The sequence below is a fragment of the uncultured Maribacter sp. genome (assembly GCF_963974015.1).
In the GTDB taxonomy this organism is placed as follows: domain Bacteria; phylum Bacteroidota; class Bacteroidia; order Flavobacteriales; family Flavobacteriaceae; genus Maribacter.
The window spans coordinates 25,148-40,631 of record NZ_CAXBBZ010000021.1 but is presented as its reverse complement, the minus strand read 5'-3'; the positions used below and the strand labels follow the sequence as shown (position 1 = coordinate 40,631).

General features: G+C 34.9%; 13 protein-coding genes. 9 read left to right on the top strand and 4 right to left on the bottom strand.

From position 1 onward, the window contains the following. Positions 1–1,187 (top strand): heparan-alpha-glucosaminide N-acetyltransferase domain-containing protein (locus tag AACZ41_RS16730; RefSeq protein WP_339629751.1); only part of this gene is annotated, 1,187 nt, incomplete at its 5' end. Positions 1,188–1,278: 91 nt separating this feature from the next. On the opposite strand, the gene lpdA is transcribed toward AACZ41_RS16730, so the two are convergent. After that, a complete protein-coding gene (gene lpdA / locus AACZ41_RS16725; RefSeq protein WP_339629750.1) occupies positions 1,279–2,685 on the bottom strand; it encodes a dihydrolipoyl dehydrogenase in 1,407 nt (468 codons plus the stop codon). Between the two features lie 48 nt (positions 2,686–2,733). Continuing rightward, entirely contained in the window at positions 2,734–3,192 is a 459-nt protein-coding gene (locus AACZ41_RS16720; protein WP_339629749.1) for an Lrp/AsnC family transcriptional regulator, read from the bottom strand. Between the two features lie 150 nt (positions 3,193–3,342). On the opposite strand from AACZ41_RS16720, the gene AACZ41_RS16715 reads away from it, so the two are divergent. The 8 genes from AACZ41_RS16715 (at position 3,343) to ribB (ending at position 13,188) form a co-directional block, all read left to right on the top strand. After that, complete coding sequence (locus tag AACZ41_RS16715) at positions 3,343–4,563, top strand: aminotransferase class I/II-fold pyridoxal phosphate-dependent enzyme (RefSeq protein ID WP_339629748.1); 1,221 nt, start codon at positions 3,343–3,345, stop codon at positions 4,561–4,563. A 74-nt stretch (positions 4,564–4,637) separates the two neighbouring features. Beyond that, complete coding sequence (nhaC, locus tag AACZ41_RS16710; protein ID WP_339629747.1) at positions 4,638–6,122, top strand: Na+/H+ antiporter NhaC; 1,485 nt, start codon at positions 4,638–4,640, stop codon at positions 6,120–6,122. A gap of 441 nt (positions 6,123–6,563) precedes the next feature. Next, entirely contained in the window at positions 6,564–7,067 is a 504-nt protein-coding gene (tpx, locus tag AACZ41_RS16705; protein ID WP_339629746.1) for a thiol peroxidase, read from the top strand. A gap of 15 nt (positions 7,068–7,082) precedes the next feature. Next, the gene (locus AACZ41_RS16700; RefSeq protein ID WP_339629745.1) at positions 7,083–7,448 is read left to right on the top strand and encodes a diacylglycerol kinase family protein; all 366 of its coding nucleotides are present in this window, start codon (positions 7,083–7,085) and stop codon (positions 7,446–7,448) included. 63 nt (positions 7,449–7,511) lie between these two features. Beyond that, positions 7,512–9,875, top strand: a complete 2,364-nt coding sequence (locus AACZ41_RS16695; protein WP_339629744.1) for a DNA translocase FtsK 4TM domain-containing protein — start codon at positions 7,512–7,514, stop codon at positions 9,873–9,875. Between the two features lie 13 nt (positions 9,876–9,888). After that, positions 9,889–10,533: an outer membrane lipoprotein carrier protein LolA gene (locus tag AACZ41_RS16690; RefSeq protein WP_339629753.1), complete on the top strand. Its 645-nt coding sequence runs from the start codon at positions 9,889–9,891 to the stop codon at positions 10,531–10,533. A gap of 26 nt (positions 10,534–10,559) precedes the next feature. Further along, entirely contained in the window at positions 10,560–12,041 is a 1,482-nt protein-coding gene (locus AACZ41_RS16685) for an LptF/LptG family permease (protein WP_339629752.1), read from the top strand. Positions 12,042–12,051: 10 nt separating this feature from the next. After that, positions 12,052–13,188 (top strand): 3,4-dihydroxy-2-butanone-4-phosphate synthase, encoded by a 1,137-nt coding sequence (gene ribB, locus AACZ41_RS16680; RefSeq protein WP_339629743.1) that lies wholly within the window; start codon positions 12,052–12,054, stop codon positions 13,186–13,188. A 4-nt stretch (positions 13,189–13,192) separates the two neighbouring features. Here ribB and AACZ41_RS16675 read toward each other — a convergent pair whose 3' ends face one another. After that, entirely contained in the window at positions 13,193–14,386 is a 1,194-nt protein-coding gene (locus tag AACZ41_RS16675; protein ID WP_339629742.1) for a DegT/DnrJ/EryC1/StrS family aminotransferase, read from the bottom strand. 38 nt (positions 14,387–14,424) lie between these two features. Continuing rightward, positions 14,425–15,180, bottom strand: a complete 756-nt coding sequence (locus AACZ41_RS16670) for a sulfite exporter TauE/SafE family protein (protein WP_339629741.1) — start codon at positions 15,178–15,180, stop codon at positions 14,425–14,427. Between the last annotated feature and the right edge of the window lie 304 nt (positions 15,181–15,484).

The following is a 15,484-nucleotide window of genomic DNA, read 5'->3' as shown; positions in this document are numbered from 1 at the left end:
TAATGAGCAACTCTAAGTCAAGATTGTTTTTTTTAGATGCCATAAGAGCTTGGGCAATCTTAATGATGTTACAAGGCCATTTCGTTGATGGATTATTAGATAATGCCTTTAGAGATAATTCTAATTTTCTGTTCAATACATGGAAATATTTTAGAGGAATTACTGCTCCTGTATTCTTTACGGTATCTGGCTTCATCTTTACCTTTCTATTGATAAAATCTCCACAGACTGGTTGGGACAACCCTCGTGTAAAAAAAGGACTTAAAAGGGGATTGGAACTTTTAGCCATAGGATATCTTTTAAGAATGAATTTGTTCGGTGTTTTTAAAGGGGAGATTTACGACTCATTTTACCTAGTAGATGTATTACATTGTATAGGACTCTCTTTATTGTTTATCACTGGGTTTTACTTACTGACTTTTGCTAAACAAAAATGGATTTTCCCTACCATACTGTTATCAACAACGTTCTTATTATTCTTATTCGAACCTATATATAAGGCATCTAGTTTCGAATATTTACCACGGTTTATAGCGAATTACCTATCAAAATCCAATGGTTCAGTATTTACAATAATACCTTGGTTGGGCTATGCTACAATAGGTAGTTTCATGTCGGTACTATTCTATAAATATCAGAGCAACAAAAATTTATATACCTACACTGTTCCTATTTATATACTAATCGGATCAGTTTTAATCTTTTTTTCTTCAGATTTTTTCTATTCCATTTATGAAGTAACAGGCATACAACTATTCCAATCAATTTTCAATAACAACTATCTATTCATTCGTTTGGGTGATGTTCTCATCGTTTTTTCAATATTCATCATATTACGAAAATTTTTAATGAATAGTACTTGGTTAAAAATAGGACAAAGTACTTTATCGATTTACATCATTCATTTCATTATTCTTTACGGAAGTTTTACGGGTATAGGTCTATATCGCTTTTTCCATCATTCTTTAAATCCATGGTTAGCAATATTTGGCGCAATACTATTTATGATTGCAAGTACCTTCTTGGCCTTAAAATATGAAAGCCATAAAGCGGAAATTAAATCTGGCGTGATTTCATTTTTATCTTCTACAAGAATGTATTTAGAACAAGCTGCACTTATCGCTTTTGAAATCGCAAGAACGCTAACCGAAAAACTATTAAGAGTTTTAGGCTTAATAAAAAACTAATGAAATTTCTTTCTCGTTAAACGCTAAGTGAAAATTATTAAAACAAAAAAAACAGCCAAAAGGCTGCTTTTTTATATATGTCTATACACTTTTAAATATGCAAAGCACGATCACCAGTTGCTGCTAATGCCGCTTCTTTAACTGCTTCAGCATAAGTTGGGTGAGCATGGCTCATTCGAGAAATATCTTCAGCAGACGCTCTAAACTCCATTGCCGTTACTGCTTCAGTAATTAAATCGGCACAACGGGCACCAATCATATGCACCCCTAAGACTTCATCTGTCTTTTTATCTGCCAATATTTTCACGAAACCATCGGTATCCATACTTGCCCTAGCACGTCCTAATGCACGCATAGGAAACTGCCCTACCTTGTAATCAACACCGGCCTCTTTAAGCTCCTCTTCTGTTTTACCAACAGCAGCAACTTCTGGCCAAGTATAAACTACACCTGGTATCAAATTATAATCGATATGAGGTTTTTGACCTGCTAACTGCTCAGCAACCAAAGTACCTTCCTCTTCTGCTTTATGAGCCAACATAGCTCCTTTTATTACATCGCCAATAGCGTAAATGTTACTAACATTTGTCTTTAAGTGATCATCAACTATTACCTTTCCCCTATCATCTAATTTTACACCGGCAGCACCAACATTCAATCCATCGGTGTAAGGTCTTCTACCTACGGCAACCAAACAATAGTCACCCTCAAAAACAACTTCCTGACCTTTTTTATCATCAGCCTTTACGATTATAGTATCACCTTTTCTTTCTACTGATTTTACTTTATGTGATAATGCAAATTTTACTTTTTGCTTTTTCATCACTTTGGTCAATTCTTTTGAAAGCGCAGCATCCATACCAGGAATAATACGATCCATGAATTCAACAACAGTTACATCAGCGCCAAGTCTTTTGTATACTTGACCTAATTCTAAACCAATAACACCTCCACCAATAACAATCATATGTTTTGGCACTTCTTTAAGCTCTAAAGCTTCGGTAGATGTAATTATACGTTCTTTATCCACTTTTATAAAAGGTAAGGTAGATGGTTTAGATCCTGTAGCAATAATTATATTTTTCGCCTGTATTTCTTCTGTTTTACCACCGTTCTTTTTAATACTAACATGCGTAGCGTCTTTAAAGCTTCCAAGTCCTTCAAAAACAGTAATCTTATTTTTATCCATTAAAAACTGAATGCCCTTGGTAGTTTGGTCTACCACGCCTTGTTTACGGCCGATCATCTTTTCCAAATTCACCTTTATCTCACCAGGAATTTCAATTCCATGTTCTTCAAAATGATTAATAGCATCTTCATAATGATGAGAAGAATCTAACATTGCCTTTGATGGTATACACCCAACATTTAAACAGGTTCCACCTAGGGTAGAATATTTTTCAATTATTGCTGTTTTCATTCCTAGTTGTGCACAACGTATTGCTGCTACGTATCCTCCAGGTCCTGAGCCTATAATGGCTACATCATATTGATCCATAAAATATTTGTTTTCTAATGTGATACAAAATTAATACTATTTTTAGTTTTAAAGCGGTATAGCGGTAGAATGCTTGACCTCTTTTATCGTAAAAGAACTTTGTGTGCTACCAATATGATTCATAGCTGTTAGTTTGTTGACCATAAAATTACGGTAGGCCTCCATGTCTTGAACATGAATTTTCAACAGATAATCATAATCACCACTTAAATGATGACATTCCACTACCTCCTGTAAACGTAAAACCTGCGCTTCAAATTGGGCAATATTATCTTTTACATGTTGCACCAATTTTACATGACAAAATACCGTAAAATTCCTATCAACAACTGCCTTATCTACCAATGCAACGTAATTTCTAATTGCACCTGTTCTTTCCAATCTTTTTATACGCTCATAAATAGCCGTTGTCGATAAGCCAAGTTTTAAGGCATATTCCTTTGTAGTTTTTTTACTATCTGCCTGTAAAAGCACTAGTAAATTAATATCAGTTTCGTCAAGTTTCATAGTGATTATGATTCTAAATAGTTTATCAAATTTAATCATTAGTAGAAAATAAATCTATTTAATTACAAATAGTAGTTTAAAAAACCAATTAATGAAGTTTATATTGACAATATCTCTATCAAAAGTTAGATTTACTTAAAATTACAACCCATGAGCCAAAAAACTAGTAACGATTTACAAGACTTACAATATTTCGGAGAATATGGTGGTGTAAACCCATCCATATCAGATTCCTCTACCTATACTTTTATATCGGCAAAAACCATGTTCGATACTTTCGAGGGGAATACCGAAGGTTGTTATTTATATAGTAGACATTCTTCACCTTCCAATTTATACTTAGGCGAAGCTCTAGCTGCATTAGAAGGTACCGAAAGTGCAAACGTTACTGCTAGTGGCATGGGCGCTATTACTGCCGTTATACTACAACTTTGTAACGCAGGTGACCACATTATTAGTAGTAGAACCATTTATGGAGGCACATATGCTTTTATGAAGAATTTTTTAATAAAATTCGGAATTAAGACAACCTTCTTAGATATCACAGATCTTGATGCGGTATCAAAAGCTATTACTTCAAAAACGAAAATGATCTATTGTGAAAGTGTTAGTAATCCTTTATTAGAGGTAGCGGATATTTCTGCACTCTCACGTATAGCAAAGAACAATGAACTTCCTTTGGTCGTCGATAATACATTTTCACCTCTTTCGGTAACCCCAGCGAAATTAGGCGCTGATATTGTTATTCACAGTCTCACCAAATTTATAAACGGAACCAGCGATTGCGTTGCTGGTGTAGTTTGCGGTACATCAGAGTTTTGTCTTAGCCTTAAAGATGTGAATAATGGTGCTGGTATGTTGTTAGGTAGTACTTTAGATAGTTTGCGCGCAGCCTCGATTTTGAAGAACATGCGAACGCTACACATACGTATGAAAAAGCATAGCGAGAATGCTATGTTCTTAGCTGAGAATTTTGAAAAGGATGGACTACGAGTTGTATACCCTGGGCTTCCCTCTCATCCTGGTCATTTGATTATGGAAGATCAAATGAATCCTGAATATGGTTATGGAGGATTGGTTACTATGGATGTTGGGACATTAGAAAATGCCAATGCGCTAATGGAATTAATGCAAGAGAGAAAGTTGGGGTACTTAGCAGTTAGTCTAGGGTTCTATAAAACTCTTTTCAGTGCACCAGGAAGTTCTACTTCTTCTGAAATTCCTTTAGATGAGCAAAAAGAAATGGGCCTAGGCAACGGCTTAATTCGTTTCTCAATTGGGTTAGATGATGATATTAAAAGAACGTACTCTTTAATGAAACAATGCCTATTGGACCTTAAAATACTGGAAATCATTGGCGTAAACTCATAGTATTCAAATTTAGGTACGGTTTGCACATCCGTAGCATAAATCGTAATATTACGTATTAACCAAACGCATTGCAAATGTCAAACCAGAATACGAATGAGCATAGGGAAAACGAAAACATTGTCGAAAACCGGGAACTAAATATATGGGAGGCACTAATTCCGGTTTTTGTTCTTGTGGGAATGCTAGCTTACAATGTTTTTGTTTTTGGAGATGATGCTTTAAGCGGGTCAAATCAGTTCATTTTATTACTAGGTGGTGCAGTAGCAGCGATTGTAGGATTTTTAAATAAAGTTTCTTACACCCAAATGCTAGACGAAGTTGCAGAAAATGTAAAATCTACAACAGGTGCTTTGCTCATTTTGCTAATGGTTGGTGCTTTAGCAGGTACTTGGCTCATAAGTGGAATTATACCTGCAATGATTTATTACGGACTTCAGATTTTAAACCCTACAATATTTCTTGCAGCATGTGTTATCATATGCGCCATCATTTCTATAGCTACCGGAAGCAGCTGGACTACATCTGCTACAGTCGGTATTGCCTTAGTTGGCATTGGCGAAGCTCTAGGAATATCATTAGGTATGACTGCAGGGGCAGTACTTTCTGGCGCCTATTTTGGAGATAAACTTTCTCCTTTAAGCGATACTACCAATTTAGCACCCGCAATGGCCGGTGGAGAACTCTTTAGTCATATTAAATATATGACTATTACTACTATACCTACAATAATAGTCACTCTCGTTTTTTTTATAATTGTAGGTTTAAATTTAGAAACATCTGGCTCTGCGGATACTGATAATATTCTAGCATCGATAGAATCTAGTTTTCATATAAGTGGATGGCTTTTTATTGTGCCCGTAGTAGTTATATTGTTAATCGTCAAAAAAACGCCTCCTTTGGCCGCCTTACTTATTGGAACTTTATTGGGAGCAATTTTCGCTTTAATTTTTCAGCCAGGTATTGTGGCAGGTATTACCAATGCAAATGAATTAACTTTTGAATCTGGATATAAAGGTATAATGAAAGCTATTACTGTAGAAACCACCGTACCTTCAGATAATAAAGCCTTGAGCGATTTATTTTCTGCCAAAGGAATGGCAGGTATGCTAGGCACAATTTGGCTTATTGTCTGCGCTATGGTCTTTGGTGGTATTATGGACGGCATTGGTGCCTTGTCCCGTATAAGTGCTGCACTTTTAAGTATGGCAAAAAGTACATTTGGGCTTTTTGCAAGTACAGTAGCAAGCTGCTTGGCTTTAAATGTAACGGCATCTGATCAGTACCTTGCTATTGTGGTACCAGGAAAAATGTTTTCAAAAGCATATAAAGACAGAGGTTTAGCTCCTGAAAACTTGAGTAGAACCCTTGAAGATTCAGGAACCGTAACTTCAGTATTAATACCATGGAATACCTGTGGCGCCTATCATAGCGGAGTTTTAGGTGTAGGCGTAGGAGAGTATTTTATGTATGCCGTATTCAATTGGTTGAGCCCAATAATGACTTTAATATTCGCAGCCTTCAATATAAAAATAAGACAGCTCGTTAAAAAAGAAGCCTAATTTATTTTTTTATGGATACTAAGTTATTCATCAAGTTAGCCTGCCATGTTTACAATAATCCATATAATATTTTAAGCCATTCGCATTAAAATAGGTATATTCTATTGACTATTCAGAATAGTTAGTATTCTATTGAAAATTCTAATTTAGAAAGTCTTATAACCCTCTTTAAAAGATAAAGAACTCGACGTAATAGGAGAACTTATTTCAAATATGTACGGAGCATTAGATGTAGCAAGCAGCAGCACAACAAGGCATGCCTAAAAAAGAAGCTTTAAACAATTTCATGCAGCGGGTTATGGACTCTATAGATAACTAAATTATACCGTACAACTAAAAAAAGTCCTTTCCATATGAAAGGACTTTTTTTATTCAATTAAGCTCACGTTTCATCTTAATATTTTATAATTTCACGCTTTAAATCATATAAACATTAAGGATATGGCTTCGGTTACATTGAAAGGAAATGCAATACACACTTTAGGTTCTTTACCAGCAACTGGCGAAAAAGCACCTGAATTTCAACTCACTAAAAATGACTTATCTATCTTAAAACTTTCAGATTATGAAGGTTCAAGAGTGGTTTTAAATATATTCCCAAGTGTAGATACAGGTACATGTGCACAATCGGTTAGACAGTTCAATATAGAGGCTGCAGAATTAGATAACACCATCGTAGTTTGTGTTTCTAAAGACCTTCCTTTTGCACAAGCGAGATTTTGTGGAGCAGAAGGTATTGAAAACGTTGAAATGCTTTCTGATTTCAGAGATGGTAATTTTGGAAAATCTTACTATGTTGATTTTTCTGATGGACCTTTAGCTCCATTACATTCAAGAGCCATAGTGGTTGTGGATGAAAAAGGAAAGGTATTATACACCGAACAAGTTGCTGAAATTACTGAAGAGCCAAATTATAAGGCTGCTCTTGAGGCGTTAATGAACTAATTATAAACGACACTCATGCCCAAAGAATCTTTTTTGGTCAATCGTATTAAAAGTGTTGGTTTTGCCTTAAAAGGTGCCTTCTTGCTGATACGTACCGAAGCAAGCATAAAAATTCAGGTTTTTATTGCCATAATTATGACCGCTGCAGGTTTTTATTTCGAAATATCCAATACAGAATGGATTTTTCAAATATTCGCTATTGCATTGGTACTTGGTATTGAAGGTATGAATACGGCTATTGAAAAAATATCTGATTTCGTACAACCAGAATTCGATGTAAAAATCGGTTTCATTAAGGATATTTCCGCTGGTGCCGTTATGCTGGTTTCAATAGCAGCAGCTATTATCGGTTTAATCATTTACATACCCAAAATTTTATAGGTCGCATCATTGTTTCCTATAGCTCATAGTAAATTTGTAATTTAGCACAAGAATTAATTTTTAATGGCAAAGAAGGCAACTAAATCAAAGCCAAAACCTACTAAAAAAGGATCAACGTTTAAATTATCCAAACAGAATAAAATCATTTTGGGTAGTTTGCTGATGCTATTTAGTATCGCACTGTTCTTTTCATTTATATCTTTTTATTTCAATTGGCAAGATGATCAAAGTCTTCTCTCTGAATTCAAGGATCGTAATGAGCTAGCCAAAAACTTATTGAACAAATTCGGTGCAAGCATTAGTCACATATTCATGTACAAAGGCTTTGGCTTAGCTTCACTTATACTTCCATTTTTAATTTGTATTACAGGAATTTATTTGTTTTTAGGACTACCCTTAAAAGCTTTATTTAAAAAGTGGATTTGGGGCTTACTTTTCATTATATGGATTTCTATTGCCCTAGGGTTTTTCGCAACTAGTAGTCCTCTATTAGGCGGATTAATAGGTTTTGAAATGAATGATTTTCTACAAGACTATGCTGGTAAAATTGGTGTGCTCTTGTTATTAGTTTTCGGACTCATATTCATTTTAGTACGATTGTTTGAAATTACACCTGAGGGAATTTCATCATTTTTTAATTCAAGAAAAGAGGCAATTTCAACTGAATTTAAAGCTAGCAAAGAACGTAAAGCAGCAAAGGACGAAGATACACTTAGTACTTCTTTTGACGATGACGTACCTATAATTTTAGATACCTACACTCACAAAACAGAAATTCCGCATTTAGAAAAGGAAGACGGCCTTAAAGATTTTGAAATAAACACTCCAGAACCAGAGGAAACTCTTGCTATGGAAGTTGAGCAAGTAATTGAGGAACCTGAAGAAATCGACATTCTCGCAAATAAATTGGTAGATGATTTCGGTGAGTTCGACCCTACCTTAGAATTGGGCAACTATAAATTCCCTACTATAGAGCTTTTAGACCAACACGGTGTTACCGGTGGCATCACCATAAATCAAGAAGAATTAGAGGAAAACAAGAATAAAATTGTTGAGACCCTCAAAAATTACAAAATTGGGATTGCCCAAATTAAAGCTACTATTGGCCCTACCGTAACCTTATATGAGATAGTACCTGATGCGGGAGTGAGAATATCTAAAATTAAAAACCTAGAAGATGATATTGCTTTGTCTTTAGCTGCTTTAGGTATTCGTATTATCGCACCAATTCCTGGTAAAGGTACCATAGGTATAGAAGTACCGAACAAGAATGCTACTATAGTTTCAATGCGTTCTGTAATTGCCTCGAGCAAATTTCAGAAAGCAGAAATGGAATTACCAATAGCTTTTGGTAAAACTATCAGTAATGAAACCTTTGTTGTCGATTTAGCCAAAATGCCCCACCTTTTAATGGCAGGTGCAACAGGTCAAGGAAAATCCGTAGGCTTAAATGCGGTATTAACTTCCTTATTATATAAAAAGCATCCCGCGGAAGTTAAATTTATATTGGTAGATCCAAAGAAAGTTGAATTAACGCTGTACAATAAGATTGAACGCCATTTCTTGGCTAAACTTCCTGATTCCGCAGAAGCTATTATAACTGATAATACAAAGGTGATTCATACCCTAAATTCACTTTGTATTGAAATGGATGACCGTTATGAACTTTTGAAATTAGCGATGGTTCGTAATTTAAAGGAATACAATACAAAATTCAAGGCCCGTAAATTAAATCCCAATGACGGGCATAAATTCTTACCATACATAGTCCTGGTAATTGATGAGTTTGCCGATTTAATTATGACTGCCGGTAAAGAAGTAGAAACACCGGTAGCAAGACTTGCACAATTAGCTAGAGCCATTGGTATTCACTTGATAATTGCAACACAACGACCATCGGTAAACGTCATTACGGGTATAATTAAAGCCAACTTCCCAGCGAGACTGGCTTTTCGAGTTACCTCTAAAATAGATTCTAGAACAATATTAGACACTTCTGGCGCCGACCAATTAATTGGCCGTGGCGATATGTTGTTCACTCAAGGTAATGATGTAACTAGAATTCAATGCGCATTTGTTGACACACCTGAAGTAGCCAAAATTGTTGAATATATTGGTAGTCAGCGCGCATACCCAGACGCCTATGAGCTTCCTGAATATAGCGGAGAAGATTCTGGCACAAGTCTTGATAATAATGTGTCTGAAAGGGATTCAAAGTTTCGTGAAGCAGCTGAAGTAATCGTAATAGCCCAACAAGGGTCGGCCTCTTTAATACAACGTAAATTGAAATTAGGGTATAATAGAGCCGGTAGAATTATTGATCAATTGGAAGCTGCAGGAATAGTAGGTCCTTTTGAAGGTAGTAAAGCAAGACAGGTTTATGTTGCAGACATGGTCGCCCTTCAACAAATATTGGATAATGAATAATATTAAAAAAGAGATGAAGAAAATTATTTTTGTATTAACGATTATGTTCTCAGTAACCTTTGCTCAAGCTCAAGATTCTGCAAAAGCAAAAGCTTTACTTGATGAAGTATACAACAAAGTTCAAAGTTATGATAACATCTTTGTTGACTTCAAATTCGATTTAAAGAATGTTGAAGCAGGTATTAACCAAGAAACCAGAGGTGATGTAACACTTGCAGGCAACAAATACATATTCAATTACCTAGGATCTCAACAATTGTACGATGGTAAGAAAGTATATACTATTGTACCAGAAAATGAAGAAGTCACCATCGAAGACAAATCTGATGATGAAGATGCAATGACACCTTCAAAAATGTTGACTTTTTACAAAGAAGGCCATAATTATGCCTGGGACATTTTACAAGATGTTCAAGGAAGAAAAATTCAATATGTGAAATTGACACCTATCGATTCTGACACCGAAATTAAGTCAAGACTATTAGGTATAGATATGGGCACCATGCATATTTATAAATTAATTGAAACAGGCAAGAACGGTACTAAGACTACAATCACTGTTAATTCTTTTAAAACAGACGAAGTTTTGTCCAAAACCTTATTTACTTTTGATGAAGCTAAATATAAGGATGAAGGCTATTTCATTCTAAGAAATTAGAACTATTGAGAATACTAGACCGATATATCCTATCAAGGTTCGTCTTTAATTTTGTCAGTTCGTTTGTAATATTGATGTTCATCTTCATATTCCAAACGATTTGGCTTTTTATTGATGACCTAGCAGGTAAAGGTTTGGATATTGTAATTATCGGCAAGTTCCTGTTTTATTTAATGCCAGATCTAACTGAGAAAGTATTACCCTTAACGGTACTTTTATCTTCAATTTTAACTTTTGGATCTATAGCGGAGAACTATGAATTTGCTGCGATGAAAGCTTCGGGTATTTCGTTACAACGGTCAATGTTAAGTTTAATAGTGTTTGTAACTATTCTTGGAGGCGTAACGTTCTTTTTCGCTAATAACGTTATCCCTTTATCACAACGAAAAATATATAATCTTAGAAGAAATATTGCAAAGGTAAAACCAGCTGCTGTAGTTTCAGAGGGTGTATTTAGCGATTTTGAGGGAATGAATATTAAGGTTGATGAAAAATATGGTGATAATGATCGTTTTTTAAAGAATGTTATCATACATGAAAAATCCAAGTCAAATCTTAATATTACAGTAATAAAAGCTAAGACTGGTGAATTAATTAGTAGTGAAGAATCTGACTTAATTCAACTTGTATTACGGGATGGCCATTATTATAATGATGTTGAAACAAAAAGCAATGATAGCAAAATGAAATTTCCTTTTGCACAAGCCAATTTCGATACGTATACTATGAATATCGAAATTCCCGATATAAATAATGATGAGTTAGAAGAAGAACGCGATATTAGTACGGACAAGATGAAAAATATCTCACGTCTTACTAAAGATATTGACTCTTTGCGCGGAGATAATTATAATATTGTTCGTGCATTTTCAAAAAATATTGAAAGCAGAAGCGGCATATTTGTTCCATTAATAACAAAGAATACTGATTCTACAAAAGCTGACATGGTATCAAAAAAAGATTCCATTTCAGCCGATAAAGCAATTAAGGCTAAGGCGAATATTGCCTTGCAAGACTCCATAAAGGAGAATTTTCTTGTTCTTTTCCCCGATTGGCAACAGATACAAATATTAACTACCGCCAAAAATGGCACTAGTAGTATTCTGGGCACAGTAAGCGGTAAAAAAGAAGAAATGCAGAAAAGATATAAAATCTACAACATGCATATTCTGTCGCTTCATAATAAGTATGCCTTGGCCTTTTCGTGTATTATATTATTTTTCGTTGGGGCTCCCCTCGGTGCCATCATTAGAAAAGGCGGATTGGGATTACCAATGGTCATTGCGATAGTACTCTTCCTAATCTACTATTTCATCGGGGTTTTTGCTAGTAATTATGCTAAAGAGGGTAACATTCACCCAATGATAGGTGCTTGGCTTTCTACATTGATAATGCTACCGTTAGGTGTTTTTCTTACCAAAAGAGCAACCGAGGACAAGGGAATGGTGAATTTTGGATTTATAGCAGATTTCTTCAAAAAAATATTTAGTAAAAAAGATAAAAGCTGATTGTTTAAAAATGACTGATCTTAAGAAAATACAATTGAACACTATAGAAGAAGCGATTGAAGACATCCGCTTAGGAAAAGTAATTATTGTTGTTGATGATGAAAATCGTGAAAATGAAGGTGATTTTTTAGCTGCGGCAGAATTAGCTACACCAGAAACCGTAAATTTTATGGCCACTCATGGCAGAGGTCTTATTTGCGCTCCTTTAACCGAAGGAAGATGTAAAGATCTAGGATTACATATGATGGTCAGCAACAATACCGATCCTTTAGAAACGGCTTTTACAGTTTCCGTTGATTTAAGAGGTAAAGGTGTTACTACGGGTATTTCGGCTGGTGATAGGTCTAAAACCGTTATTGCTTTAACTGAAACCGACACAAAACCACACGATTTTGCTAGACCTGGACATATTTTTCCATTGGTAGCTAAAGAAGGTGGGGTTCTAAGACGTACAGGGCATACAGAAGCCGCCATTGATTTTGCAAGATTGGCAGGATTACAACCTGCTGGTATAATAGTCGAAATCATGAACGAAGATGGTAGCATGGCACGACTTCCTCAATTGGTGAAAGTGGCTAAAAAATTTGATTTAAAAATTGTTTCTATTGAAGATCTTGTTGCCTATAGAATGGAACATGATAGTTTAATTAAAAAGGAAACTGATTTTGACATTGTAACAAGATTTGGGAACTTCAGGTTACGAGCCTATAAACAGACTACAAATAATCATGTTCATATTGCCCTTACCAAAGGTTCATGGTCTTCTGAAGATAAAATTTTAACGCGTATTAATTCTACGCTTATCAACAATGATATTTTAGGAACCTTAACACATAACCCTGACGAGAAACTAGAGGATATGTTCAAAAAAATAAATCAAGAAGGTAGAGGCGCTATAGTGTTTATCAATCAAGATTCTGAATCGTTAAATCTTCTTTCGAGATTAAAAGAACTTAAGGAGCTACAAAAAGAAGGCGTTATGAAAGCTCCTAAAATAGAAATGGATAACCGTGACTTTGGTATAGGAGCTCAAATATTGCATGATTTGGGTATTCATAAAATGAAGCTCATGACCAATAGCACCCAAGCAAAACGTGTTGGTATTGTAGGTTATGGTTTAGAAATTGTAGAAAATGTCGCCTACTAAAATTCTATGCGAATTTTGATAAAACTTCTTTCATTTTAATACCACGTTCAGCAACCTGTTCATCCGTCCAGCTAAGTTTTATTAGGCATGAAATAGTTCTACCTACCCATGCATCAGATTTAGAAAAATCTGATTTTGAATAGTCTGGTAATTGGTTTACAACTTCCTGTGGAAGTTTTCCTAAGGATTTCATATTAGTCAAATGCTCCCATTTTTTATAATAATGCCAATTATTATCATACCAATAAAAGCAAGCATCAACACCATCTTCACTTAAAGCCGTGTGGGCCTTTTTTGCTAAATCTTCTGTTGGTAAGAAAAACGATAAAAATGAATAGTTCTCTATACCACCATCAGGCACTCTTCTAAAAGTGATATTAGAAAGAGAATCTATACTATTTCTTAATTTAGAATAATGGTTTTTCTGAATAGTCACAAAATCATCTAAACGTTTAATTTGAGCACAACCGACCGCTGCATTCAATTCAGATATTCTAAAATTATAACCTAAAAACGGATGAGTTTCCGTACCTCTATTATTCCCTATGTGGTCGTGACCATGATCAGAATAATGATCTGCATTTATTTTAAACTTTTCATTGTTCGTTATTATTGCTCCGCCTTCGCCACAAGTAATAGTTTTTACATAGTCAAAAGAAAAACATCCTAAATCACCATAGCTGCCCAAAGGCTTTCCATCAAAACTACCGCCAATTGCTTGGCAGGCATCTTCTAATAACAGTAGGTTATGTTTATAACATATAGACTTTAAAGCTCTAAGGTCTGCCATAGAACCACACATATGAACAGGCATAACCACTTTTGTTTTATTAGTAATAGCATGCTCCACAGCAGAAGGGTCTAAGGTCAACGTTTCATCTACATCAACTAAAATTGGTACAGCGCCAATTGCTAAAATAGATTCAAAACTTGCTACAAATGTAAATGTTGGCATAATAACTTCATCGCCTGCCCCTACTCCTGCACTTACCAATGCCACTGTAAGCGCTGCAGTACCGCTACTTACCACTTGCGCATGTTCGACCTCCATTCTCTTTGCCAACGCATTTTCAAGCTCTAAAGCCTTCCAATGGTTATTTCGAATACCGTCAAAACCATAACGCATGAGCACACCAGAATCTAATACATCCTGTACTTGACTTTTTTCACTTTCACCAAATAATTCAAATCCTGGCATTCTTTCTAGTATTAATAGTTATACAAATCTTGTTTAAATTATCGGTAAAACCAAAGTTTTATTGCTAGTATAGATACCATAACAATGAGAAACTTTTTCACAAAACCATCTCCCCTTTTTACTGAAACTCGACTAGCAAACCAAGCACCACTTCCATTACCAATAGCTAATATTAATCCGATTTTCCAATTCACCTGGTCATTCCAAGCAAAAACTACTAAAGCAGATACCATGTACATAAAAACAACAGCTACTTTGGTGGCATTAGAACGTACTAACGTCATCTTATTTATATAATGAAGAAATAGAATTATAATAAAACCAATACCCGCATTTATAAAACCTCCATAAATTCCTATAAAGAAAAACGCAATGACACCTAACCACAAATATTTTCCTGTTAGTCGTTCCTGAACCTCGTTGGTACTTATTTTTGGACCAAATGCTATAATTAGCACTACGCATATCATAACAACTGCTAATATTCGATTAAATAAAGCACCACTAATATCAACTGCTAAATTGGCGCCAATTATAGAGCCAATAAAAGAAGAGCAACCCAAGTATAAATTAAATGGAAACGTTGAAACTCCTTTGCTTTTAAAGCCAGCAGTAGCTATAGCTGTCTGAAAAATAACCGCTACCCTATTTGTTCCATTTGCTAAAGTTGATGGTAATCCAAGAAAGATTAGAATAGGTAATGAAAGTAGAGAACCACCACCTGCAACGGTATTAATAAAACCAACGATAAAGCCAACGACAACCAATAAAGGATAGGCATACCATTCTTCCATAGAACAAAGGTAAATACAAATTCACTATTGAAATATTACAAAATGAAGTTCATTATAAAGGCGGATTAAAAATTAACTTATAACACATCTATCCAAGACATTGATAAATAACATATTATACCAAATTAAATATCTCCTTCACTATTTTAACCGCTAACTTGTAGGTCTTATTCTGACAAACAATAAATGAATGTGTCATCGATATCATTGCGTTATTTAGACTATTTGGATTATAAAGACGGGGAAAATGAAACTTTTTTAATCACAGACTAAAATAAAGACTTTATACAATTCGGAATTAACG